Genomic DNA, 23328 nt, shown 5'->3' on the forward strand with positions numbered 1-23328 from the left:
ATCGACTCTTGGGAAAAAAAATTAAGCGGGACTCGTGGCCCAAACCGACTTCCCCAAATCAACTGTGAAGCGCTCTTGTTGCCGGTTAAACAACCCGGTTTTTAATACAAGAGCGCGCAATTCCCGTCTCCCATCCCAACAGTCTCAAATTTTGACGCAGCAAATAATTTGCGTTGCATTATTTGCGCGTTAACAGAGACAGCAGGTGCTTTGCTGCTTTGGCAAATACCGGATCGCGGGACTCAAATTCGCTGGGAGCTAGTAAAGCTTTAACTTCGGCAAAGTCTTCTTGGTTGAGGGTTCCTTCTTTGGTAAATAAAGTGTCTACGACTGCAATGTGTCTGGAGTCGAGGCCGAGCCGATTGCCGATCGACTGTAAGTACATTTGCTCCCTCAAATCGATGTGTCCGTCTACCGCTGACATTTCGTAGCCGGAACCGATGAGCAACAGCTTTTCTGATTCTGAGAAGAAAGCTGTCAGGGTTAGCAGTTCCGTGGGGTTGAAGTAAACCTGCTGTTTGGAGACTCCTTTGACAAGGCGCTGAATTAGTTCTATCCGATGTGGATCGCCGCTGGCAAAGGCTTTGAGAGTCTTTTGCAGCCGTTCTTCTTCTTCAACTGCGATCGTCCTGTCGATAATCATCACTCCCCGCAGGATGGAAATCAGAGCAGTCACAAACACTACCAAAGGAGTGATATCTTGTTCGCGGAGCTTTTGGCGGCTAATCCGGGACAACAGCTCAACAACTTCAGTGCTAATCAGGGTGGTGTCCATAATTCAAAATTACTCTGGATGGGGCTGTAGTGTAACTTTATTTCTCGATCTTAAGTGTTTTCAGCTAGGTAAGTATGCCATGAATTCCGTAAAAAACTTGTTTTCTTAGCGATCGCACTTACTTCTCTCCACAGCAAGTGGATAAATAAGATTATATTAAGTGTTTTCAGATACTTAGGTATACCGTGAATTTGCCAACAGAGCCGTTGTGTAGTAGTGATTCTAATTATGCTATTCACCGACACTGGATGAGTAGGGCTGTGGAACTGGCACGAGCAGCCGGTGATGCGGGCGAAGTGCCAGTGGGTGCTGTCATTGTTGACGGTGCTGGCAAATTGATTGCCGAAGCGCAAAATCGGCGAGAGCGAGACTGCGATCCGACTGCTCATGCTGAAGTCTTGGCGCTGCGGGCGGCGGGCAAGGTTTTGCAAGACTGGCATCTCAATCAATGCACGCTTTACGTGACGCTGGAGCCGTGCCCGATGTGCGCTGGTGCGATCGTACAAGCTCGGATCGGTTTGCTGGTATACGGAGCAGATGACCCGAAAACTGGCACAATTCGGACGGTGGCTAATCTTCCAGATAGCGCGCCTTCGTGTCACCGCTTACAGGTGCTCGGCGGTATTATGGAGTCTGTTTGTCGAGATCAGTTGCTTGCTTGGTTTGAAGCCCGCCGGCAAATTTAACAGGTAAAGTTTTTTACTCTCCCATAGCCGATGTTTAGTCTAACTTGGCTCTTTAACTGAAATAATAGATCGGTAATTGCCCGATCGAGCTTTCTCGGCGGTTGACCCCGCCTAAAAACGGATACTTGCTTGCCGACACTCGTCGCGGTGAACTCCTGATTTTAGACCAAAGCTCCAATTCCCAGATTAATCTGTGGCATAAATCTAAAGTCTAAAATCTAAAATCCCTTGACGGCTGTGCGGTAGTGCTGTCGGCTGGGATCGTATTTTACCTGCTTACAGATTATCTGTTTTGGGTGCGATCGCTTGCGGAGGCAAAGGCCAATAGCAAAAGTGTCCCCATCGAAAGACTAAAGATTTGCCAAGCAACATATCTTTAGCTAGAACAGACGGGAATCCATCGCGCGAAACGGAGTACCGTTATCCCGCGATGGATGAAAGGCGAGCTTTGCGACGATTTCACCCCACCGGAATCTGACTCTTCGTCGCTCGGTGGCGGGCGGTTGGGTGGATGAGGAGATGAGCAAATCTTCACCCTTTTCTTTGTGCCTGTATTATCATAGGTATGCCGATTGTGATAAATAATATCGTGTTAAAAGCAGTCAAAGTCAGAATCTATCCAAGCGTTGAACAACAGAGCCATCTAGCGCAAGCTTTTGGTTGTGTCCGTTGGGTATGGAATCAGTCATTGGCTACCATGTCCCAAACCTACAAAGAGACTGGGAAAGGTATTTCTGCTTTCACGATGAAGAAACAGATTCCCGTCTGGAAAACTGAGTTTGAATGGCTCAAAGATTGTTATTCTCAATGCCTTCAGTCTTCGGTTTTGAATTTGTCTCAAGCGTTTATCAACTTCTTTGATGGTCGAGCAGCATACCCAACTTTCAAAAAACGTCACGGAAAACAATCGATTCAGTTCCCACAGAACGTTAAAGTTTTGGGAAATGACGAGATTAAATTTCCGGGTAATCTTGGAGTGGTTAAAGCTAAAATTCATCGCGAATTAGTGGGTAGTTTGAAGACGGTTACGGTGTCTAAGATGCCTGATGGTCGTTACTACGCATCATTGCTGATGGAGGATGGTATTGACAAGCCCGCTACAAACAAAGACGGCAAAGCCATTGGTATCGACCTCGGATTGCTTGACTTTGTTGTTACATCTGATGGCTCTAAATACCAAAATCCTCGACATCTGAGAAAACACGAGCGCAACCTGAAGCGCAAACAGCGTAAGTTATGTCGTAAACGGGACAAAACTACCAACAAGCGGCGCAAGGCTAAATTGGCTGTTGCCAAAGTCCACGCCAGAATCTCTAGAGTTCGAGAAGATTTCCGGCATAAACTATCCCGTAAGATAGTCGATAAAAACCAAGTCATTGTCGTAGAAAATCTGGCAGTAAAGAACATGGTAAAGAATCATAACCTTGCCTTATCCATCAGTGATGCTGGCTGGGGAATGTTCTGTACGATGCTCAAATACAAAGCAGAGGCAGAGGGCAAAGTCTACCTAGAAGTCGGTCGATTTTTTCCGTCATCGCACCTTTGTTCTGAGACTTTACTGTTGTTGCCGAAAATGGATCTGTCTGTTCGTGAATTTAATTGTCCCCACTGCTCTAAGCGGCACGATAGAGACATTAATGCGGCAGTCAATATCAGAAATGAGGGCTTACGGATATTGACGTTGGGAACCAGCGTTACTGCCCTTGGAGGCAATGTAAGACCAAAGCGGTATGGGCAAAAATCCACTGTCGCCGAGGCTGTTGCCATTGAATTGGGAAGCCCCCAGCATATCGGTACTCCGATTGCTGGCGGGTAGTTCACACTCTATATATCGATATAGCAGGGTAATTGCCATGCATCATACTGCCGCGATCGCCGTTGAGTTCAGTAAATCCTCTCTAGTGAAGCCAATGCCTGCCAAGGTAGCATCTAATACCTCTCGCGTTTCTCCTTGGTTAACCTCCTTGTTCTATCCGCTAGGTCACTATATTGTCCTACCGTTTTATTTTGGCAAGATTGAGATAACCGGACAGGAACACTTGCCGAAAGACGGGCCTGTAATCTTAGCCCCGACGCATCGTTCCCGGTGGGATGCGCTGATGATGCCCTATTCAACGGGACAGAAGGTGACTGGACGCGATTTGCGGTTCATGGTAACTGCTGATGAAGTCAAAGGAGTGCAAGGTTGGTTTATCAGACATTTGGGAGGCTTTCCTGTCGATATCCGGCATCCGGCAATTAGCAGTCTCCGTTACGGGGTGGAATTGCTCCTCGACAAGCAAATGTTGGTAATTTTTCCCGAAGGTGGAATTTTTCAAGATGGTGAAGTTCACCCTGCGAAGTCTGGATTGGCTCGTTTGGCCATGCAAGCGGAGTTGAACACACCGGGTTTGGGGGTGAAGATTGTACCGATGAGTATTCGCTATCGCCCGCGCATTCCTCGATGGCGTTCGAGGGTTAAAATTGCGATCGGTTCTCCGATTTCTGTGGCAGATTATGCTAATGGTGGTAGTGGTAAAAAAGAAGCAAAATTGTTGACGGCCCAACTCGAAATGGCTCTTAAAACTCTTGATGACAGTTGACAGTTGGCAGTTGGCAGTTGGCAGTTGGCAGTTGGCAGTTGACAGTTGATAGTTGATAGTTGGCAGTTGATAGTTGGCAGTTGGCAGTTGGTAGTTGGCAGTTGGTAGTTGATGGTTGACCGAAGGAAGAAGGAAGAATTAATTAATTGTGATATAATATTTTTTGGTGCTGTTGAGAGTTGCGGCACTTATTTTGCTTGGTTGTGTCTGTATTAAGAGTCAGCATTAATGGATTGTGGTTTGAACTTTAAGCCTGGTCAAATTGTTAGTTTGGAATGTGGAGATGCGTGCCTGCATTCAGAGGTAATTCAAGTGGTTGAAGCACGTCAAATTTGTTGGGTGCGCCCTTTGATGTTGGTTGGATTGGTTTCGGGGAAGGATTTCCCCCAAAGGTGGCCGGAAGAATACACTTTATCAGATTTGCGGGATGGTGCGGATTTGCTGTGGCCACTGAGTTTGTTTCGGGCGGCGCTGGATACGGAGGTGATTTCGCTGTTAACCCAGTTGCAGTCTCTGGACTCCGATCGCAAGGATAGCACGATCGCCTCTCGGCAACTTAGAGATTTTGTCGATCGAGTTTGGGCAGCTTTTCCGAGCGCTTTTCATTAAAAAGACGGGGCGATTGAAACCGCAAAAAGACACGGCGATTGAAACCGTAAAAAGACACGGCGGTTGAAACCGTAAAAAGACACGGCGGTTGAAACCGCAAAAATACCGGGCGGTTGAAACCGCGTCTATACAAACAAAACCTGCCTCCGCAGGTTGAAGAAAACACGGCGGTTGAAACCGCGTCGAGACAAACAAAACCTGCCTCCGCAGGTTTGAATAAGACACGGCGGTTGAAACCGCGTCGAGACAAACAAAACCTGCCTCCGCAGGTTGAAGAAGACTATTATTTTAGTTTAAAATACTTAAAACACCGCGTGCGAAAGTTCTGCCGGATTCAGATTATTATGAATAACTTCACCGTCGCGGAACCAGACAACCCGGCGAGTTTGTCGCGCAACTTCCGGTTCGTGAGTTACCATCACAACAGTCATGCCGGCTTCATTAAATTCTGTAAAAATATCCATTACTTCTTGAGTAGTTTTTGTATCCAATGCACCAGTCGGTTCATCTGCAAGCAACAACACGGGACGGTTAACAATTGCGCGGGCGATGGCTACGCGCTGCTGCTGTCCTCCTGATAGTTGATTTGGTTTGTTTTTCATGCGACTTTCTAGACCAACTTTGGTTAAAGCTTCCTCTGCGCGTTCGCGTCTTTCTGATGAGGGAATGCCTGCATAAACCATCGGTAACATGACATTTTCTAATGCTGTTAGTTGAGCCAATAGGTGAAATTGTTGGAAGACAAACCCTAATTTTAAGTTGCGAATTCCGGCTAATTCTGATTCGGGCATTTGGGCGACATCTACGCCGTCTAGGTAGTAACTGCCGCTCGTAGGTCGATCGAGACAACCGATAATATTCATAGCTGTAGATTTGCCTGAACCGGATGCGCCCATAATTGAGCAATACTCTCCTTGCATTACCGTCAAGCTGATCCCGTTGAGGGCGCGCACTTCGAGGTCGCCGATGCCGTAGACTTTGGTTACGTCTTTGAGACCGAGGATGACGGGTTTTGAGGTGGTTTGCAGGTCGAGGTCTTGGTGGGTCTCGGTTTGTAGTTCAGGCATTTGTTTTTATGTGCGATCGACACAACTTACTACTAAGTTAACACTTCTGAGCGGTTTTCGGGGGTGGAAGGGCGATGTTTGGACGGTTGCGGGACTTACGCACGGGTAGTCAGAAACCGGGTTTTTTGACGAAAATAATTCGTTAGAGCGCGCAGAAACGATAAAAACCCGGTTGCTGTGGTGTTGGTGAGTAAGTCCTAAATTAAACAATTTGTGGCTTAAATGCGATCGGGATCGATGTTCAATTCGCGCATTTTTGCCGCTAAACGTTCTGCTCTTTGAACTGCTTCTTCGGCTCTTTGACGTTCTTGTTCAGCTCTTTGAGATTCTTGTTCGGCTCTTTGAATTGCTTCTTCGGCTCTTTGAGCTTCTTGTTCGGCACGCTGACGGTTTAATTCACCCTGCTCCTCCAATTCCGCATAAGAAAGAAACCTTTGTCCATCTGGCCGATAAATTTCTAGCCCATCCTCGCCCAACTCAAATCGTACTCCCAATCTAGGACTGATCCATCCCTCCATCGGCTCAATAACTTCTAAGTTTCCCTCAATTCTTTGCCAACCTTCCAACTCATTTCTTTCTGGATCGTAAAGGTAATATTCCTCAACTCCATGACGCTGGTAAAATGAAAGTTTTTTATTCATTTTAGTTTGGCGATCGTTGTGGGAGCGAATCTCAAATACGACTTGGGGAGCAATATTCTCTTCTAGAAATTGCATATAGGAAGGCCGCTCGCCCTTTGGTCTACCAAATATTACCATCGTATCCGGTGCTTGAGAAATGTCTGGTCTACCTTCAACTGGATACCAGAGTAAATCGGCGGCCACAAAAACGTTTGGGTCATTCTTAAACAGCGATTCGCAGCCTTCTTTGATTTTGACAATTAATTTGTATTGAATTGTGCTTTCTGCCATTGGTTGACCGTCGCTGGATGGATAAATGATTTCTGCGGTTGTGACTTGCATTGTGGTTGTCTCCGAGAACTATATAGGTTTAATTATACTAGATTGGGTGATATTTATTGAGTTACTGAGTCATCCGTTGTTGCGCGGCTGGTGACGGATATGCACCAACTTCTATCAAAACTTGTCGCTCTCTAATCCGCTCATTATGATTAAATTCTAAAATTCTTGCTGTCACTTCTCCAATATCTGTTCTTGGTTGAATTGCAGCTTCATCTAAGCGAAAATGTTCTCCCCAAAAATCTCTGCGCGGGTTGAAAAAACGCACTAATTCTCCAGTGCGCCAAACAATTGAGCCTAAATCGGTTCCTTTCTGGAGGTTGCAGAAAATACAAGCATAGGCGAGGTTATCGGCTGTTGTTTCTCCACCATGTTTGACGCTGATGATGTGGTCAACTTGACAGCCTGATGCTCTGTTTGTCTCTGCAATGAGGCAGTATTCGCAAATGCGATCGGCACGGAGAGCAACTAAACGCCTAAGTTCGACGCTAATGTAAGGACGAGGCATAAAAAACTTACTCTTTGACGACGTGTTTGTGAGCGACTGCTTTGATGAGAGTCAACAGATGTTCTATTACCAGAAAATTGTCTAATTCTGTTTTTTCATCGGTGCTCAAATCTTGGTTGTTGTGTGCGTAAATTAGGTCGGCGATATGCTCTTTTGCTTCTTCGGATAGTTGAAAGTTGACAATGCTTTCGGGAGTGGCACCAGCAGCAAAAAACTCAACTATTTCTGCATAAGCTTGGGGGATTTTAGTGGCTACGGTCATAACTTGTTTCTCCTTTTTTTGTTTATATCACAGCTTGTCTAGTTTTGCCAATTGTTTCTCGGCAAATTCGCGGACTTGTTCATATTGTTTGAGGAGAGGTAAGGTTTCTGGGTCATCTTTCCACCCCCGTGCTAATTCTTGGACTGCTGCATATCGCACCATGAAATTATCGTCAGATTGAGCGTGTTGTTTGATCCAAGGTAAGGTTTCCGGGTCATCTTTCCACCCCCGTGCTATTTCTTGGACTGCTGCACATCGCACATACGAATCATCGTCAGATTGAGCGCGTTGTTTGATCCAAGGTAAGGTTTCCGGGTCATCTTTCCACCCCCGTGCTATTTCTTGGACTGCTGCAAGTCGCACAATCGAATCATCGTCAGATTGAGCGCGTTGTTTGAGGATAGGTAAGGTTTCCGGGTCATCTTTCCACCCCCGTGCTAATTCTTGGACTGCTGCAAGTCGCACAGTAAAACTATCATCAGATTGAGCGCGTTGTTTGAGGATAGGTAAGGTTTCCGGGTCATCTTTCCACCCCCGTGCTAATTCTTGGACTGCTGCAAGTCGCACAGTCAAACTATCACCAGATTGAGCCCATTGTTTGAGGATAGGTAAGGTTTCCGGGTCATTTTTCCACCCCCGTGCTATTTCTTGGACTGCTGCTTGTTGCAGATTCCAATTATAGTTAGAGTGAGTCCATTGTTTGAGGATAGGTAAGGTTTCCAGGTCATCTTTCCAAGTAAAAGCGATCGCACTTACTGCTTTACTGCGAATTTTACTAACTAAATCTGCCTTTTCTCCATAAAAATCATAATAGTAATTGAGGTCGTACTTCGTTAACTCTTTCAATCGCTCCAGCAATTGACTATCAACAGCAGCAATCACCTTTCTATCCCTCACCTCATCCAAACACTTCGCCGCCAAAAACAGATTTGTAAACTTTTGCGCTTCCCCATCTTGCTCAATCAAAAATTGAATCAATTCCCCTGTCAACTTTCCCGCAATCAATCCCGCAATCAAACACAAAACTTCCTGCCAAGATTCATCATCCCAGTGCGGGCCAAAAACTTCTGCTTTCAACTCATCCAGCGATAGTTATAAAGCCTGAACCCTATTCACAACTTGCGATGCACAGAAATATTCCAAAAAAGTCCGGTGTATAAATCCGTAACTATCCGCACCCAAATAACATAAAATAAAGTTGCGAGTTCGCAGTTGATTAATGATTAACTTCGCCCGATTTCTCGGTTGGTCAAAATCTTTATTCTTCAGATATGCTGTCAGAATATCTTCCAAATCTCCCGCACTAATAATATTGCCAGCCAACCCTTCAGGTGCTGCTTGCATTTCCCAAGCAACTCGCCGCAGCATTTCTTGCTTGTCTTTAGCATCAATCGTTTTTGGATCGAGCCTGCTATCCTCTACTAAAGACCTTTCCACATCCCATTGATACAGCAATATCCGCGAAGCTTGATTGTAAAGTTCTGCCCTGTCTCTTGGCAATTCTTGACTGCGATTCAAAATTGCCATAATCGTTAACAATAACGGATTTCCGGCTAAATCTTGAATTGTTGATGAATACTCTAGCGCTCTTTTCATCCGATCGCAAATTCGCACTTTTTCCCTAGCATCAGCAAAAGTCAACTCATGCCAGCGGTGCACAAAATCCTGAATCTGTGCCGGATTCAAGTCTTGCAGGATAAAGTGATGAAACTGGGCATCTTGCAACCGTTGAGGCTTGTAACCAATAATCCGAGACGTGACAATCACTCGCACGCGCGGATACTCGTTGGTAAACCGATGAATCGCGGTAATTACATCTTCTCGTTTCCCCGAATCGAAAATTTCATCTAATCCGTCGAACATCACCACAGCGTCGCCGGCTTTAAGTTGTTCGTGCAATTGATGCTGATTCAAGTCACAAATAAAACCGGAATTTTTATGGCAAAATTCCAGGAAATTCTGGCAATGTTTTGATTCCACGTTGCGAATGTAAATCCGCAATTCTATTAGCAGCGGCACCGGCAGAGATGTTACGCTATTTAAAGGCGATCGCGCCCAGGTTAATGCTAAATATTGTAACAGAGTAGATTTGCCCGCACCCGGATCGCCTAAAATCACAATGTAGGGATAATTTGACTTGTCATTGATGACATCTACCACGGATACGATCGGCTGTGAAAAATAACCGCGTCGATATTTCTCTAAATTTTCAAGTGCGATCGCCTCTAGTCGATCGCTATCTTCCAACCGCCGTTGATGTTCCTTGGGAATTTCGTAAGCTTGGGGCAGAAATGACTCGTAAATTAAGCGCACATCTTGGAAAATAAAGATTTGCCAAACTTTCAGCTTTTCGCGATAATCGTAGGTATTGCTATCGACGCTGCTTAAATCCAGATTGCTGTAACGTTCGCACAAAGCCTCTTGATATTGCCTCAAATCAAAATCGGGGATTATCCCAGCAATTTGTTGAGTGTTTTTCTGAATGCTGTCCAGATTTTGAGCATTCAAGATATCCCGCAAGTCTTTTGAGTCAAAGAGAATTTCTTGGACTTCGGCGAGATACTGATTGGCGATGGTTTGCCACTTAAATCTGGCGGGTAAAGCTGCTAAATCTAGTTGAGTCCAGGTTTGTTCGAGAAGTTCTGCATCTAGGGATTCGCGATCGCTCTCAAAGGCCTTACCCAAAATTTCCTTAACTGACTTGTTGCCGATAAACTTTTTAACATCTTTAATATACAGCTTAATCTGTTCTGGGGAAAGTCCGCTGATTTTTAACTGCTGTTGCACTAACTCCAAAAACTTTTTGAGGGCTTTCCCCCCTGCGACTTGTCGGGGGTCTTTTTCGCCAAATAAGACGTTTTTTAGGGAATCTTTAAAAAAATCTTTTACTAAATCCTTCGCGCCGTCTACTGCCAACTCTTCTAAGATGGGTTTGACGAGAATGCCGACTCCTTGCGTTACTCCCCACAGCAAAAGCCAATCAATCATAAAGCTAGCCCGACAAATAAATTTATCTCTATAATATAGCAATTTTCAGTGAGTCGTAAATTTTTGACTTCCCCCAACTCTCCCCGCGACTTCGAGGAGGTGGATAGTTTTATTATCAGGATAGGAAATATTAAACTACCAAAAGTATAGCTCAAAGGTCGGCTCGCGCTTGGGCTAATGTACGTTGTTATGCTCTTTGCACTCTTTCCTAATATTATAAAGAGCGCTTAAGCGCAACTACGTACCTAATTTGTTTGACTGCAATAAAACTGCCCTAGCGGCCGCCCAAAAATAGTTATATTTTTATATGTTTTTTGCCAGTTGCTTGTGCTATACTCTAATAATGGAAGTGTGAGCAATTTTAAATTTAATGCACATGTTTCCATTATTAAATGGTATCATGTCAACTGCAAGAAGTAAAGCAATCTCCCCTCCAAAAAATGAAATTTTTTTTGAGATATCATTAAAAAAAGTAAAGCACAAAAACCGTAAAACTGAGATAGGCAACTAGCGACAATTATGACATACGATTACGACTTGTTTGTGATAGGTGCAGGCTCTGGCGGATTGGCGAGCTCTAAGCGGGCGGCATCCTACGGGGCGAAGGTGGCGATCGCCGAAAATGACTTAGTAGGCGGCACCTGCGTCATTCGCGGCTGTGTACCCAAAAAACTCATGGTGTACGCTTCAACATTTTCGCACCTGTACGAAGATGCGATCGGCTACGGTTGGAGCCCTGTAGAAACCAGCTTCAACTGGGAAAAACTCGTCACCACTGTAGACACAGAAGTGCGACGACTCAGCAAACTCCACATCAGCTTCCTCGAAAAAGCCGGAGTTGAATTAATCTCAGGATATGCCAAATTTATCGACCCCCACACTGTCGAAGTTGGTGACAAAAAATACACCGCTGCTAAAATCTTAATTGCTGTCGGCGGCGAAGCTCACAGAATCGATATTCCTGGCATCGAACACGCGATCACTTCCCGCGAAATCTTCTTGTTAAAAGAGCAGCCGAAACGGTTGGCAATTTTGGGCGGCGGCTACATCGGCGTTGAATTTGCTTGCATCATGAATGGCTTGGGAAGTGAAGTAACTCAAATCATCCGGCGCGATCGCATTTTGCACTACTTTGACGAAGAACTTCGCGCCAACGTCCAAGAAGGAATGGTTAAACACGGCATCAATTTCGTCACAGGAAGCTCGATCGAATGGATAGAGAAAACTCCTGAAGGCTTAAAGTTAAAATTGTGGGGAAAATCTGAAGAAACCTTGACAGTAGACGCAGTTTTGTGCGCTACCGGACGATCGCCCAATTTGGAAAAACTGGCTTTGGAGAATGCCGGAGTTGAAACCGAGAAAGGTGCGATCGCAGTTACCAAAGACAGCCGCACCAATCAACCGCACATTTTTGCTGTCGGAGATTGCACCAACCGGATTAATTTAACGCCAATTGCGATCGCCGAAGGACGCGCTTTTGCAGATACGGAATTTGGCAACAATCCGAGAGCAATCAGTCACGAAAATGTCGCATCAGCGGTATTTTCCCAGCCGGAAGCTGCTACAGTCGGCTTAACTGAAGAACAAGCCAAAGCTAAATTTCCCGACTCAATTAAGTGCTACACAGCCAAGTTTCGGCCGATGTTTCACGCTTTGACAGGTGCAGATGAAAAGACTTTTGTCAAGTTAGTTGTTGAAACTAATACTGACAAAGTTTTGGGCGTGCACATGGTTGGGAAAGACGCGGGCGAGATTATTCAAGGAATGGCGATCGCCGTTAATATGGGAGCTACCAAGAAAGATTTCGATTCGACGATCGGTATTCACCCCTCGACTGCTGAAGAGTTTGTGACTCTGCGATAAATAGGGTATTTCATAATTATGAAAAACGGGCAAGATGCCCGTTCCACAAGAGAGTTTATCTGTTGTGGCACAGGCATCTTGCCTGTTTTTTGTGGCACAGGCATCTTGCCTGTTAATTTTGTGGCACAGGCATCTTGCCTGTTACTGACCTTCTAAGCGGATTCATGCTCAAAATAATATTTTAAACAAATTGAACCTTTTTTGAACTTGTCCTGTCTAAACCCCTCAGATAACGAACAGGTGAGGGATACTTCACAGGTGTTAGGTGTGCCAGCCAATGTTTTAATCGATGATTGTTCCGACTCCGACTTAGTTGATAAATGCTTAAAGGGCGATCGCACTTGCTTTCGTCACCTTTACGGGCGCTACCAACAAAAAGTCAGGTCAACCCTTTACCAACTCTGCGGTTCATCACTTCTAGACGACTTAACCCAAGAAGTATTTCTGCGAGTCTGGAAAGGATTACCCAAACTCAAACAACAGGAAAACTTTTCAACTTGGTTGTATCGCATCACTTGGAACGTGGCATCCGACCAAAGAAAAGCATTTGCCAAACAGCATTCTTTTGACTCCCAACTCAAAAATCAAGAAACAATGGATCGCGTTATTCCCAATAATAACACATCAGACTTGATGCAGTTGCACTATCAAGATTTAGTGCAGCGAGGACTGGAGCAATTGAGCTTTGAACACCGCACTGTTTTGGTGCTGCACGACTTAGAAGACATCCCGCAAAAAGAAGTAGCCCAAATCCTGGGAATGCCAGCGGGAACTGTTAAATCTCGCGTGTTTTATGCCCGAAATGCCATGCGACAATTTTTGCAAAAACAGGGGGTAGACGAACTGTGAACGATGAAAATAGCGACAAAAGATTAGTGAATTTCTTGAAGCAAAATAGCCCAAAAGTTCCGGACGCTACCCCCGATCTTGAGCAAAGAGTTTTAGCAGCAATAGATAGGAATGACAGGGCGAGAGAGCTAAATGGTCTCGGCTATTTGCGATTTACAGAGTCTAGTAAAAGCTCAAAATTCCTCGGTTTTCCCAAGTGGGGTTTTCCGGCTGCAATCTTCGCTGGCCTGCTAGTTTTTGCTTCGGGCTATCGCGTCCTAGTTACCGCACAATTACAGGCGGATGAAGCGGCTCACTTGGAAGCATTTCTGGTCAATAATTGGGAGGGTGTATTGAACGATTCCCGCACGGCAACTATGAGCGATCGCCCACAAACAAATTTATTTGATTTCCCTGTTACTGCTGACACCGAACCGCCAACAAATTAACTAATCTTAAAGAGGTAATTTTTCATGTCAATGCGCCAATTTTCGGCTATGGCAGTTTTAATGTTAACCCTCGGTACTACAGCCGCTGCAACCGCCGCTCCCAGCCCCGCTCAACCGGAAACAATTGCCCAAAACCAGCGTCCCAATCGAGCTGGTGGCAAAGAGAACGGGCTGTTTGACAAACTAAATTTAAGCGCCGATCAAAAGCAGAAAATGCAGGCTGTTCGCGATCGCTACAAAGACCAAGTTTCCCAGCGAATGCAAGCAATCCGCCAAGCCAGACAAGAATTGGAAACGATGATGTCGGGTACGACAGCAAATGTCGGCCAAATGCGCGACAAACACCGCCAAATCATGGGATTGAGGCAGCAGTTAGAAGAGGTACAATTTGAAAGTACATTAGCCATGCGAGAAGTGCTGACACCCGAACAGCGCAGCCAGTTCTCGCAAATGATGCAGCAGCGCAGGGAAGCTGCTAAAACCAGGAAACAAAACAGCCAAAAATCCCAATAATCTACACCGCTACCGACTGCACACCCTACTAAAAAATAAACTTGTCGGGTGTGCACTCGCCAGTTCGATAATTTAAGTTAAAATAATTAGTTGGTAAATCTCATCAAATTTTCTGGATGAATCTACAAAACGATTCTAGTTACATTTATTTACACGGATTTGCGTCAAGTCCAGATTCAACTAAGGCTAAATATTTCCGCGATCGCTTTTATTCCCTAGGAATTGACCTCAAAACTCCCGATCTCAATCACAAGGATTTTTCGCGCCTCACTCTCACGCGCCAATTAGACCAAATAGAAACAGAATTTCTGCAAGCCCAATCCTCCGAATCTGTAGAAAATGTAAAAAATTTAGGGGAAGTTACCATCATTGGGTCTAGTTTTGGCGGGCTGACAGCGGCTTGGCTGGCCCAGCGACAATTATCAATAAAACAAATAGTTTTGTTAGCACCGGCTTTTCAATTTCTCTCTCATTGGCTGCCACAGTTGGGACAGCAACAGTTAGAAAAGTGGCAGTCTGAGAAATATTTGCCAGTTTACCACTACGGCGAACAGCGCTATTTGCCGTTGAATTATGAATTTGTGACAGATATGGCTCAATACCCTGAAGAAAAATTAATGCGCTCAGTCCCGACGTTAATTCTGCACGGCAAGCATGATACGATCGTACCGATTCAAGCTAGCAGAAGTTTTTCAGAGCATCGTCCCTGGGTGAAACTAATCGAACTAGAGGACGATCATTCTTTGGGAAATGTCCTAGCGGAAATTTGGGAAGCAATGCAAAACTTTTGCAAATTCAAAAATTAAAATTTGACAATCCCCAAAAATGGATACAATCCTCCGACTTAAGTCGTGAAAAACAAAAATTTTAGACAACGTTTAAACTCCAAGATTCCTGTGTGGAGTAAATCTAAAATCTCAAGTCTAAAATCTCAAGTCTACTCACCAACTTGCAAGTTTCAAAAATCAAATGACTGAACAAGATAAATCGACTCGCACCTTAGCCGTTGACATTGGCGGAAGTGGCATCAAAGTTATGGTTTTGGACGCTGAAGGTGAACCCCAAACGGAACGCAGCCGTTTAGAAACGCCTCAACCGCCGAAGCCGGAACCGATACTGGAAACCATAGCCTCTTTGGCCAGCGGACAAGGCGAATTTGACCGAGTATCCGTCGGTTTTCCCGGCGTCGTGTCCCGCGGTATCATCAAAACCGCAGTCAATTTAGATCCATCTTGGATCGATTTTGACCTAGCAACTACTCTCAAAGATCGATTGGGAAAACCTGTGCGAGTGGCTAACGATGCTGACATTCAAGGATTGGGATCAATTGCTGGAACGGGAGTAGAATTAGTAATTACTCTCGGCACCGGTTTCGGTTCTGGTTTGTTTGTCGATGGTATCTTGGTACCCAATCTAGAATTAGGACATCACCCGTTTCGCAAAGGGGAAACTTACGAACAGCAATTAGGGCGAGCCGCCTTAGATACAGTCGGCCCCAAAAGATGGAACCGCCGTCTGGAAAGAGCCCTCGTCTTCCTGCAAAATCTCTTTAATTGCGATCGCCTTTACATCGGCGGCGGCAATACCAAAAAAATTGCTTTTGATTTACCGCCACAAGTTAAAATAGTACCGAATGTCAGCGGTTTGTTGGGCGGAATTGCTTTGTGGCGCGATTAAAATAGTCATTAGTCATTGGTCATTAGTCATTAGCTTATTAGTTATTGATGACAATCAAGGATTTATACGCTAGACATCATAAACTAATGACTAATTATCCTAATAGTGACCAACCAAATCGTAATTATAAAATCTACAATCTCAGACCAAAAATCATACCATGCTTCCCTTTATCCGCAAAGACTTAGCCGAACTTACCGCATACACTCCCCATCCGGGCGGCGCTTCAGGAGAATCAGCGCACTCGGAAATTGTACTCGATCGCCTAGACACCAACGAATGCCCCTACGACTTACCAGCGGAATTAAAGCAAAAGCTAGCTTGGAATTACCAGCAGCTAATTGAGACAAATCGCTATCCCGACGGAGGGCACGCAGCACTCAAAGAAGCGATCGCCCAATACGTCAACGAATCGATCGCTGAATCTATTCATGTCCCCCCCCTTAAAAAGGGGGGGCTAGGGGCAGAATCTATTCATGTCCCCCCCCTTAACAAGGGGGGGCTAGGGGGGGTTCCAGAGCCAAAAACAGCTATTACAGCCGACAATATTTCAGTCGGCAACGGTTCCGACGAACTAATTCGATCGCTCTTAATCGCTACTTGCTTGGGCGGCGCAGGCTCAATTTTCGTCGCCAATCCCACCTTTTCCATGTACGGAATTACCGCCACCACCCTGGGGATTCCCGTTGTCAGTGCCCGGCGCCGAGAAGATAACTTTGCGATCGACATCAATGCAGCTAAAAGGGCGATAGACCAAAATCAAAATCCCCCCGTCCGCATCGTCTTTGTCGTCCATCCCAACTCCCCCACAGCCAATGCTTTAACAATCAATGAAATAGAATGGCTGTCAAGTTTGCCCGAAAATATCTTAGTAGTAATTGACGAAGCCTATTTTGAATTCAGCCAAAATACCTTAGCCGAAAGATTGCACCAACATCCGAATTGGATAATTTTGCGAACATTTTCCAAAGCATTTCGCCTAGCGTCAATGAGAGTCGGATATGCGATCGCCCATCCCGAACTCACAGCCACCTTAGAAAAAATCCGCCTCCCCTACAACCTTCCCAGTTTCTCGCAAACAGCAGCAGAGTTTGCCCTCGCCCAGCGGCAGTTATTGCTAGCAGTAATTCCTGAAACTATCTCAGAAAGAGCCAAATTAATTGCAGCGCTAACTCAGCATCAAAAACTGCAAGTTTGGCCGAGTGCAGCTAACTTCCTTTACCTGCGGGTGAAAGCTGCTGAGGGCGAATCGGCAGAACAAAAACACCAACAAATCATGCAGCAGCTAAAAGCTCAAGGTACTTTAATTCGCCACACAGGCGGAGGTTTGCGAATTACCGTGGGTACTCCCGACGAAAATGTGCGAACTTGCGATCGCCTCGCTGCGATTTTGACTTAACAAATGGGTTCGATCGTTCGGACTTCAGTCCTCAGGAAACGAGAGAGGACTGAAGTCCGAACGATCGAACTTATCGGGATTATTTTGCCGGACAGGATATATGTAATTTTTAATTATCAATCTGTCGCGCCGCGCGAATGGTTTGGGGAAATACGCCTACTAAAAGTGCCAAAGCTCGATCGGGAATTTGTGCCACCGTTTCCAAATCAAAATATTGTTCAAACTGAGTTAAAATCATTTGTGCGCGTTCCGCAGCTACAGACTTTGCCGTTAACTGTTCCGTTAACCGCACCCAATGCCGCCTAATTCCGAAAGCTTTCTGTCTTTCTGCGGGAGATAGAGGGCAAACAAAACAAAAATCCCCCACAGGAATCGCCTGCTGCGAGTCAGCATCAAAAGCACCTCCAACGGCAGCACCAGGCCCGGCAAACTCCGCATGGAAGCCTTTAATCAAAATTAGACCGTTTCGGCGACGGCTATCTACCATCAACAGCTTGCCGCCGTTGATTTCTGCGAGAATGTCAGATGAGTGGGGGTGTTCAGTCAAATCTGTGCCAAGGTTTCGATGTCACAAGTCCCGATCGGCCCAAAGGCGGGATCGGACAATATAATTAGATTTATCAAGTTTTGGATGCTCTTGTTGTCGATCGAGATTATCCATTTGAACTTACAGATAATACTGTCACAAGGTGGTAGCTCCAGCGCTCTCAAATAATATCAAATGCAAGCCAAACAAATAGTAGATATCCTCAAAGCAGATCTCCCGACGCTTTTTGAGAAAGACATTTCCTACGACATCTACACAAAAGATGTTTTTTTTCAAGACCCTGTTAACAAATTTAAAGGAAAAATCAACTATCGCATTATCTTTTGGACTCTGCGATTTCACGGGCAGCTATTTTTCACCGAGATTTACTTCGACCTGCACGACGTAAGTCAGACAGCCCCTGATACTATTGTGGCAACTTGGACTGTTCGCGGGATACTGCGCGTACCCTGGAAAGCTCGGATCTTCTTCAACGGCTATTCTACATACAAGCTGGATCCAGAGGGCTTAATTTACCAACATATCGATACCTGGGACAGAGATCCCGGAGAGATTCTCCAGCAGTTTTTGGGCAAAGGCGAGGATGTCACCCCAAGATAAGCCAAAAAGGTCGATCGCTACGCCTCTAATTGCCAATTCACTCTCTCAATAGCGGAAAACGCATACATATAGCCATCATTGCGGTGTATTGCCCTACAGTATTTGTAACGAACTGGACTGACTTTTCCTGTGGCACACATCATTTCAAAAACTCCACTCGCTCTGACAATCAGCCTGCCTCTATGAGTACCCGCAAATTTTCCTGCGGGCAAAGTTGCTTGTACCATGTCCCCAGTTTTAAAACCAAAAAATTCCTTGCACCGTGGTAACTGTTCAGAGGGGTAACGAGATCGTGCGGATTCCAGCCATTTCAACCAGGTAGTTTAGACCTATTTCTTCAATTTTTCAGGTCTGATGGCACCTCAAACCCATCAACTTCGTACCCCCTCCTGAACAGCTACCATTTTTGCTTGTGGAACGGGCATCTTGCCCGTTCCAAAATTTGATTAAAATGACTTTTGCAAGAGGTATAATGGGGACTAAAGTCCTCTGATTGCGGACTAAAGTCCTCACTACAAACCTATCTTAACAAAGCAATCCGCGCCTTGCACCTTAGCGGACATTTTAAACTAATTATCCGAACCTAAAATCAAGCCCGATCGCGCCGGCAGCATCAATTCTAACTGCCGAGTTTCCCCTTCACCTTTCCAAACAAACTCACCTTTACCAAACAGCAATTTCTCGTGAGGAGATTTCAAAGTAGCTGCTTCAAAACTAACATTTGCCTCTTCAGTCGCTACATTGACAGCAACAACTATTTCCTCATCCCCCAAAATTCGGGCAAAAACGTAAACCGTTCCCTCAGCAAATATAATTTGGTAGTCTCCGGTGCGGAGGGCAGCGTATTTGTGCCGCAAAGCTATCAACTGCTTGTGGTAATCTAAAACCTCAAGTTCCCAGTGAGCTTCTAAGGGAAAACCGCGGCGAGAATCGGGATCGAGGGCACCCGGTAAACCAACTTCATCGCCGTAGTAAATGCTGGGAGCTCCAGGAAAAGTTAACAGCAGCAAATTAGCTAGTTCTACGCTAGCTTTATCGCCTCCAGCAATTGAGATCAACCGGGCTGTATCGTGACTCGCCAACAAATTAAGTTGAGTTAGCTGTATCGGCCACGGGTACAGTTCCAAAACGTGCTGGATTTTGTCGCCGTACTCTTGAGCAAACAGCGGCGGATATGGATGGTAAGAACGACCTTCAATTTGAGCTAAATCTACTCGGTCGCCCGCTGCAAAAGCAATAGTCGGCGCCGCAAACAGATAATTCATCACTCCGTCAAATTGACTGCCGTCTAGCCATTCTCTCGCATCTTCCCAAACTTCGCCGACAATGTAAGCTTCGGGATTAATTGCTTTGACTCGCTCTCGAAATTCTTGCCAAAATCCGGGAGTTTTAATTTCAAAAGGAACATCTAGCCGCCAGCCATCAATGCCGAATTTAATCCAGTATTCGGCAATTTCCATGATGTATTCTCGCACTTCTGGATTGTCGTGATTGAATTCCGGCAAGGCTCGATTGCCATCCCAACCTGCGTAATTAGCAGGAAAATTACCGTCGTAGGCAGATAGCGGCCAGCCTTCTATTTTAAACCAATCTACCCAAGGAGAATGGGGGCCGTTTTCGAGGATATCGTGAAAGAAGAAAAAGCCGCGGCTGGCGTGGTTGAATACGCCGTCGAGGACGATTTTGATGTTGCGAGCGTGGGCAGCGTCTAGAAGCTCTTTAAACGCTGGATTGCCACCCAACATCGGATCGACTTGATAGTAGTCGTGGGTGTGGTAGCGGTGATTGCAGGCCGACTGAAATATCGGGGTGAAATAAATTGCGTTAATGCCTAAGTCTTGCAGGTAGTCTAGCTGTTCCATCACGCCCCACAAGTCGCCGCCTTTGTAGCCTTGGAGGGTGGGGATTTCGTGCCATTCTTCCCAGATGAAGTTTTGCAGCAGGCGTTTGCGCGGCTGTTTGCTTTTAGCGAAGCGATCGGGGAATATTTGGTAGAATACCGCGTGTTTAACCCAGTCCGGCGTTTGGATTTGCATACAATTTTCCTGTCTTTTACGGCTTAGGCTACATTAGCAGATGTTTCTAGGAGATCTAGCTTTTGGTAGAGAATAGACGCTCGATCGAGTTTTGTCGATCGACCGATCGCAAAATATCACACAAATTTGCAGTCTATCTCACAAAATTGACAACTGATTCTAGCCCTAACCTGATTCTTTCATTAAACAGCCCTTATTTATTGATAGGTATTTCAACTCAAAACTGCCAACTTTTTTAAATATCCATGATTGATCGATGAGTATTTTAACTCACAACTCAAAACTCATAACACCAGTCCCGGACGCACTCCAACTCTCATAAACCTCGTTTTTTAAGTTTTGTTGAGGGTTTGAACGAAGTATTTGGATTAAACAACCCGGTTTCAGCGCCAGCGACTGAACTCCTAACTCAAAACTTCCTCGCTCCCCCCCTTGTCAAGAAGCCCTCACCATCCGACACTGGACTTGGAGAGTTCATAGATCCTAGGGAGAAAGTTCCTTGAAAAAAGTCTTAGCCATCATCCTCGGTGGCGGTGTCGGCACCCGCCTTTACCCCCTAACCAAACTGCGAGCCAAACCCGCAGTTCCCCTCGCAGGTAAATATCGCCTCATCGATATTCCTGTGAGCAACTGCATCAACTCGCAAATAGTCAAAATTTACGTCCTCACCCAATTCAACTCGGCATCCCTCAACCGGCACATCTCTCGCACTTACCAGTTTTCTGGCTTCACCGAGGGATTTGTCGAGGTACTCGCCGCCCAGCAAACTCAGGAAAACCCCAACTGGTTTCAAGGGACAGCGGATGCAGTTCGCCAATATCTTTCGCTGCTAGAACAGTGGGACGTTGACGAATACTTGATTCTGTCAGGCGACCACCTCTACCGCATGGACTACCAAAAGTTTGTGGATAGACACCGCGAAACCAATGCCGATATCACCCTCTCCGTTTTGCCGATGGACGAGAAGCGGGCCTCAGATTTTGGTTTGATGAAAATCGACGACAACGGCCGCATTATTTCTTTCAGCGAAAAGCCAAAAGGCGATGCGCTCAAACAAATGCAGGTGGATACTACTAAACTGGGACTGACAGCGCAGCAGGCTCAGGAAAGTCCTTACATTGCTTCGATGGGGATTTACGTCTTCAAAAAAGAAGTTCTGATTAAACTCCTGAAAGAATCTCCCAACCAAACTGATTTTGGTAAAGAGATTATTCCGAATTCTTCAAAAGACCACAACGTTCAAGCTTATTTGTTTGACGATTATTGGGAAGATATCGGAACGATTGAGGCTTTTTATGATGCTAACTTGGCGCTGACAAAACAGCCTAAGCCTCCTTTCAGTTTCTACGATGAAAATGCGCCGATTTATACTCGCCCGCGTTTCTTGCCGCCGACTAAGCTTTTAGATACTCACGTGACGGAATCAATTATTGCTGAAGGCTGCATTCTCAAACAGTGCCGCATTGACCATTCTGTGTTGGGAGTTCGAGCGCGCATTGAAGCTGGATGTACGATTCAAGATAGCCTGCTTATGGGTGCTGACTTCTACGAACCCGACGCGGAACGGCATTCGAGTTTAGACCACGGTGGCGTCGCCCTCGGTATCGGTGCAGATACTACAATTCGTCGCGCGATTGTGGACAAAAATGCCCGCATCGGCCGGAACGTTCAAATCATTAATAAAGACCGAGTGGAAGAAGCCAACCGCGAGAGCCAAGGTTTTTACATCCGCAGCGGCATTGTCGTAGTTCTGAAAAACGCCACGATTCCTGATGGAACTATCATTTAGTTATTAGTCATTAGTCATTAGTCGTCAGTCATTAGTTTTTTAAGTTAAAATCTGTTATCTGCCAGCCAGTGACTGATGATAAATAAATAAATTAGTGACAGATAACCAATGACCGATGACTGATGACTGATGAAGAAAATATTTTTTTTACTTCATTATTAATTGCAACTGTTGGTGCAAGGCTGTCGAAATATTTGGCTTCATTCAAACTCAGGCGCATTAATAAGGAACAGTCTCTGTTACGGTCTGCGGTGATACGCGTATGTTCGATCGCCTGCGTCTGGCGGATTGCTTCTGATTCTTGTATTTGCGATCGTAGCACGACTGACAAATGCGCTGCCCGTTTCTTAGCATCACACAACTTTCGGAACTATCTTTCCAATCGTCGCAGCAGCCGCAAGGCCAACTTAGCAAATAATTCATGATGTTATCACCCTCGTAACGTTAACAAGTTATTGAGCTACCATTTTATCTTAATTTTTTTCAAAGTGTGTGTTCTAGTTAACAGACAGCAGATAGATTCTGGTATATTTTGTGACTTAAAGCTATAGATGTGCTGTTAAAATAAAAAAGTATAGCACCAGTAGGGTAAGAAAAAAATATACAGAAGGGTTGTTGAATTAATGTACGCTTTATGGTAAAATATTCTCAAAATTAAGGCGGCAGATTGAACGGGAGTTGCTGATGAGAACCTGCTAGGATTTGCATTGAGCGAAAAGCTAAAGAAAGAAAAGTTCGTAGGCGTAAGCCGGGGCGTAGCCATCGCACGGCGCACCGTAAAAAAAAGATCGATCGTCAGTGGCAGTCAACCCAACGGGCGATCGCGCCCACAACCGCAGCAGCTTTCCCGGGTTCGCCTCAGCTATCGCAGCCACACCAAAATCGCGAAGACGTAGCACTCCTCAAAATCTCCAACAGCAGCGGGGTGCGGAAATTGCGATGTCCCGCAAGCAACAACCGAACTCGATCGAGTCCAAAACTTTGATAACCTATAATTTGAAGAAGGAAGAAGGAAGAAGGAAGAAGGAAGAAGGAAGAAGGAAGAAGGAAGAGGTGCAACGCGAGAACGTCCTCACCGTCAGGCGTGGTTGCTATAACTCGCCATCCTGCTAATTTGGGATTTATTCTTTCTAACAACTAACAACTAACAACTAACAACTAACAACTAATAACTAATAAAGAGAGGATTAC

The 23328-nt window shown here is 45.4% G+C and carries 25 protein-coding genes; 15 read left to right on the plus strand and 10 right to left on the minus strand.

Annotated features, from left to right (window positions below; genetic code table 11):
• Nucleotides 1-178: 178 nt before the first annotated feature.
• Nucleotides 179-775: a TerB family tellurite resistance protein gene (locus JGK07_RS10295; RefSeq protein ID WP_293177176.1), complete on the minus strand. Its 597-nt coding sequence runs from the start codon at nt 773-775 to the stop codon at nt 179-181.
• A 248-nt stretch (nt 776-1023) separates the two neighbouring features.
• Between JGK07_RS10295 and JGK07_RS10300 the strand changes: the two genes are divergently transcribed.
• The 4 genes from JGK07_RS10300 to JGK07_RS10315 all read left to right on the plus strand — a co-directional run bounded on the left by JGK07_RS10300 (nt 1024) and on the right by JGK07_RS10315 (nt 4652).
• Nucleotides 1024-1461, plus strand: a complete 438-nt coding sequence (locus JGK07_RS10300) for a nucleoside deaminase (RefSeq protein WP_293177342.1) — start codon at nt 1024-1026, stop codon at nt 1459-1461.
• A 589-nt stretch (nt 1462-2050) separates the two neighbouring features.
• Entirely contained in the window at nt 2051-3277 is a 1227-nt protein-coding gene (locus JGK07_RS10305; RefSeq protein ID WP_293177174.1) for an RNA-guided endonuclease TnpB family protein, read from the plus strand.
• A 37-nt stretch (nt 3278-3314) separates the two neighbouring features.
• On the plus strand, nt 3315-4043 hold the full coding sequence (locus tag JGK07_RS10310; RefSeq protein ID WP_293177172.1) for a 1-acyl-sn-glycerol-3-phosphate acyltransferase: 729 nt from the start codon (nt 3315-3317) through the stop codon (nt 4041-4043).
• Nucleotides 4044-4271: 228 nt separating this feature from the next.
• On the plus strand, nt 4272-4652 hold the full coding sequence (locus tag JGK07_RS10315; protein ID WP_293177170.1) for a hypothetical protein: 381 nt from the start codon (nt 4272-4274) through the stop codon (nt 4650-4652).
• Nucleotides 4653-4954: 302 nt separating this feature from the next.
• Here the strand turns inward: JGK07_RS10315 and JGK07_RS10320 are convergent, their stop codons facing one another.
• From JGK07_RS10320 to JGK07_RS10345, 6 genes are all read right to left on the minus strand, one after another.
• Nucleotides 4955-5719 (minus strand): ABC transporter ATP-binding protein, encoded by a 765-nt coding sequence (locus JGK07_RS10320; protein ID WP_293177168.1) that lies wholly within the window; start codon nt 5717-5719, stop codon nt 4955-4957.
• Nucleotides 5720-5937: 218 nt separating this feature from the next.
• Nucleotides 5938-6681 carry a Uma2 family endonuclease gene (locus JGK07_RS10325; RefSeq protein ID WP_293177166.1) on the minus strand — a complete coding sequence of 248 codons (744 nt, stop codon included), beginning with the start codon at nt 6679-6681 and terminating at the stop codon, nt 5938-5940.
• 61 nt (nt 6682-6742) lie between these two features.
• Nucleotides 6743-7186, minus strand: coding sequence for an HNH endonuclease signature motif containing protein (locus tag JGK07_RS10330; RefSeq protein ID WP_293177164.1), 444 nt, complete (start codon nt 7184-7186; stop codon nt 6743-6745).
• Nucleotides 7187-7193: 7 nt separating this feature from the next.
• Nucleotides 7194-7448, minus strand: a complete 255-nt coding sequence (locus tag JGK07_RS10335) for a hypothetical protein (protein ID WP_293177162.1) — start codon at nt 7446-7448, stop codon at nt 7194-7196.
• A gap of 27 nt (nt 7449-7475) precedes the next feature.
• Complete coding sequence (locus JGK07_RS10340) at nt 7476-8525, minus strand: HEAT repeat domain-containing protein (protein ID WP_293196878.1); 1050 nt, start codon at nt 8523-8525, stop codon at nt 7476-7478.
• Nucleotides 8526-8540: 15 nt separating this feature from the next.
• Nucleotides 8541-10436: an NACHT domain-containing protein gene (locus tag JGK07_RS10345; RefSeq protein WP_293241784.1), complete on the minus strand. Its 1896-nt coding sequence runs from the start codon at nt 10434-10436 to the stop codon at nt 8541-8543.
• Nucleotides 10437-10955: 519 nt separating this feature from the next.
• Here JGK07_RS10345 and gor point away from each other — a divergent pair.
• The 7 genes from gor to JGK07_RS10380 all read left to right on the plus strand — a co-directional run bounded on the left by gor (nt 10956) and on the right by JGK07_RS10380 (nt 17165).
• The gene (gene gor / locus JGK07_RS10350) at nt 10956-12299 is read left to right on the plus strand and encodes a glutathione-disulfide reductase (protein ID WP_293211672.1); all 1344 of its coding nucleotides are present in this window, start codon (nt 10956-10958) and stop codon (nt 12297-12299) included.
• Between the two features lie 258 nt (nt 12300-12557).
• Complete coding sequence (locus JGK07_RS10355; RefSeq protein ID WP_293190570.1) at nt 12558-13148, plus strand: sigma-70 family RNA polymerase sigma factor; 591 nt, start codon at nt 12558-12560, stop codon at nt 13146-13148.
• Nucleotides 13145-13576: a hypothetical protein gene (locus JGK07_RS10360; RefSeq protein WP_293217324.1), complete on the plus strand. Its 432-nt coding sequence runs from the start codon at nt 13145-13147 to the stop codon at nt 13574-13576. The genes JGK07_RS10355 and JGK07_RS10360 overlap by 4 nt, the downstream gene beginning before the upstream one ends.
• A 48-nt stretch (nt 13577-13624) precedes the next feature.
• On the plus strand, nt 13625-14089 hold the full coding sequence (locus JGK07_RS10365) for a Spy/CpxP family protein refolding chaperone (protein WP_293190554.1): 465 nt from the start codon (nt 13625-13627) through the stop codon (nt 14087-14089).
• A 116-nt stretch (nt 14090-14205) separates the two neighbouring features.
• The gene (locus tag JGK07_RS10370) at nt 14206-14895 is read left to right on the plus strand and encodes a YqiA/YcfP family alpha/beta fold hydrolase (protein ID WP_293177152.1); all 690 of its coding nucleotides are present in this window, start codon (nt 14206-14208) and stop codon (nt 14893-14895) included.
• Nucleotides 14896-15058: 163 nt separating this feature from the next.
• Nucleotides 15059-15766, plus strand: a complete 708-nt coding sequence (locus JGK07_RS10375; RefSeq protein ID WP_293177150.1) for an ROK family protein — start codon at nt 15059-15061, stop codon at nt 15764-15766.
• A gap of 160 nt (nt 15767-15926) precedes the next feature.
• Nucleotides 15927-17165 (plus strand): histidinol-phosphate transaminase, encoded by a 1239-nt coding sequence (locus JGK07_RS10380; protein WP_293241787.1) that lies wholly within the window; start codon nt 15927-15929, stop codon nt 17163-17165.
• A 109-nt stretch (nt 17166-17274) separates the two neighbouring features.
• On the opposite strand, the gene JGK07_RS10385 is transcribed toward JGK07_RS10380, so the two are convergent.
• A complete protein-coding gene (locus JGK07_RS10385; protein WP_293177146.1) occupies nt 17275-17712 on the minus strand; it encodes a hypothetical protein in 438 nt (145 codons plus the stop codon).
• 174 nt (nt 17713-17886) lie between these two features.
• Here JGK07_RS10385 and JGK07_RS10390 point away from each other — a divergent pair, with 174 nt between their 5' ends.
• A complete protein-coding gene (locus JGK07_RS10390; RefSeq protein WP_293177144.1) occupies nt 17887-18312 on the plus strand; it encodes a DUF2358 domain-containing protein in 426 nt (141 codons plus the stop codon).
• 17 nt (nt 18313-18329) lie between these two features.
• Here the strand turns inward: JGK07_RS10390 and JGK07_RS10395 are convergent, their stop codons facing one another.
• Entirely contained in the window at nt 18330-18539 is a 210-nt protein-coding gene (locus JGK07_RS10395) for a hypothetical protein (protein ID WP_293177142.1), read from the minus strand.
• 342 nt (nt 18540-18881) lie between these two features.
• A complete protein-coding gene (locus JGK07_RS10400) occupies nt 18882-20348 on the minus strand; it encodes a glycoside hydrolase family 13 protein (protein ID WP_293177140.1) in 1467 nt (488 codons plus the stop codon).
• Between the two features lie 499 nt (nt 20349-20847).
• Between JGK07_RS10400 and JGK07_RS10405 the strand changes: the two genes are divergently transcribed.
• The 3 genes from JGK07_RS10405 to JGK07_RS10415 all read left to right on the plus strand — a co-directional run bounded on the left by JGK07_RS10405 (nt 20848) and on the right by JGK07_RS10415 (nt 23250).
• Nucleotides 20848-22137: a glucose-1-phosphate adenylyltransferase gene (locus tag JGK07_RS10405; RefSeq protein WP_293177138.1), complete on the plus strand. Its 1290-nt coding sequence runs from the start codon at nt 20848-20850 to the stop codon at nt 22135-22137.
• 122 nt (nt 22138-22259) lie between these two features.
• The gene (locus tag JGK07_RS10410) at nt 22260-22562 is read left to right on the plus strand and encodes a hypothetical protein (protein WP_293190556.1); all 303 of its coding nucleotides are present in this window, start codon (nt 22260-22262) and stop codon (nt 22560-22562) included.
• Nucleotides 22563-22935: 373 nt separating this feature from the next.
• Entirely contained in the window at nt 22936-23250 is a 315-nt protein-coding gene (locus tag JGK07_RS10415; RefSeq protein WP_293177136.1) for a hypothetical protein, read from the plus strand.
• Nucleotides 23251-23328 lie beyond the last annotated feature (78 nt).

The sequence above is a fragment of the Microcoleus sp. PH2017_24_DOB_U_A genome (assembly GCF_020738205.1).
Lineage (GTDB): Bacteria > Cyanobacteriota > Cyanobacteriia > Cyanobacteriales > Microcoleaceae > Microcoleus.

Coding starts and splice junctions, on each gene's coding strand:
- JGK07_RS10295 (WP_293177176.1), bottom strand. CDS start 775: ATGGACACCACCCTGATTAGCACTGAAGTTGTTGAGCTGTTGTCCCGG.
- JGK07_RS10300 (WP_293177342.1), top strand. CDS start 1,024: ATGAGTAGGGCTGTGGAACTGGCACGAGCAGCCGGTGATGCGGGCGAA.
- JGK07_RS10310 (WP_293177172.1), top strand. CDS start 3,315: ATGCATCATACTGCCGCGATCGCCGTTGAGTTCAGTAAATCCTCTCTA.
- JGK07_RS10315 (WP_293177170.1), top strand. CDS start 4,272: ATGGATTGTGGTTTGAACTTTAAGCCTGGTCAAATTGTTAGTTTGGAA.
- JGK07_RS10320 (WP_293177168.1), bottom strand. CDS start 5,719: ATGCCTGAACTACAAACCGAGACCCACCAAGACCTCGACCTGCAAACC.
- JGK07_RS10325 (WP_293177166.1), bottom strand. CDS start 6,681: ATGCAAGTCACAACCGCAGAAATCATTTATCCATCCAGCGACGGTCAA.
- JGK07_RS10330 (WP_293177164.1), bottom strand. CDS start 7,186: ATGCCTCGTCCTTACATTAGCGTCGAACTTAGGCGTTTAGTTGCTCTC.
- JGK07_RS10335 (WP_293177162.1), bottom strand. CDS start 7,448: ATGACCGTAGCCACTAAAATCCCCCAAGCTTATGCAGAAATAGTTGAG.
- JGK07_RS10345 (WP_293241784.1), bottom strand. CDS start 10,436: ATGATTGATTGGCTTTTGCTGTGGGGAGTAACGCAAGGAGTCGGCATT.
- gor (WP_293211672.1), top strand. CDS start 10,956: ATGACATACGATTACGACTTGTTTGTGATAGGTGCAGGCTCTGGCGGA.
- JGK07_RS10365 (WP_293190554.1), top strand. CDS start 13,625: ATGGCAGTTTTAATGTTAACCCTCGGTACTACAGCCGCTGCAACCGCC.
- JGK07_RS10370 (WP_293177152.1), top strand. CDS start 14,206: ATGAATCTACAAAACGATTCTAGTTACATTTATTTACACGGATTTGCG.
- JGK07_RS10375 (WP_293177150.1), top strand. CDS start 15,059: ATGACTGAACAAGATAAATCGACTCGCACCTTAGCCGTTGACATTGGC.
- JGK07_RS10380 (WP_293241787.1), top strand. CDS start 15,927: ATGCTTCCCTTTATCCGCAAAGACTTAGCCGAACTTACCGCATACACT.
- JGK07_RS10390 (WP_293177144.1), top strand. CDS start 17,887: ATGCAAGCCAAACAAATAGTAGATATCCTCAAAGCAGATCTCCCGACG.
- JGK07_RS10395 (WP_293177142.1), bottom strand. CDS start 18,539: ATGGTACAAGCAACTTTGCCCGCAGGAAAATTTGCGGGTACTCATAGA.
- JGK07_RS10400 (WP_293177140.1), bottom strand. CDS start 20,348: ATGCAAATCCAAACGCCGGACTGGGTTAAACACGCGGTATTCTACCAA.
- JGK07_RS10410 (WP_293190556.1), top strand. CDS start 22,260: ATGACTGATGAAGAAAATATTTTTTTTACTTCATTATTAATTGCAACT.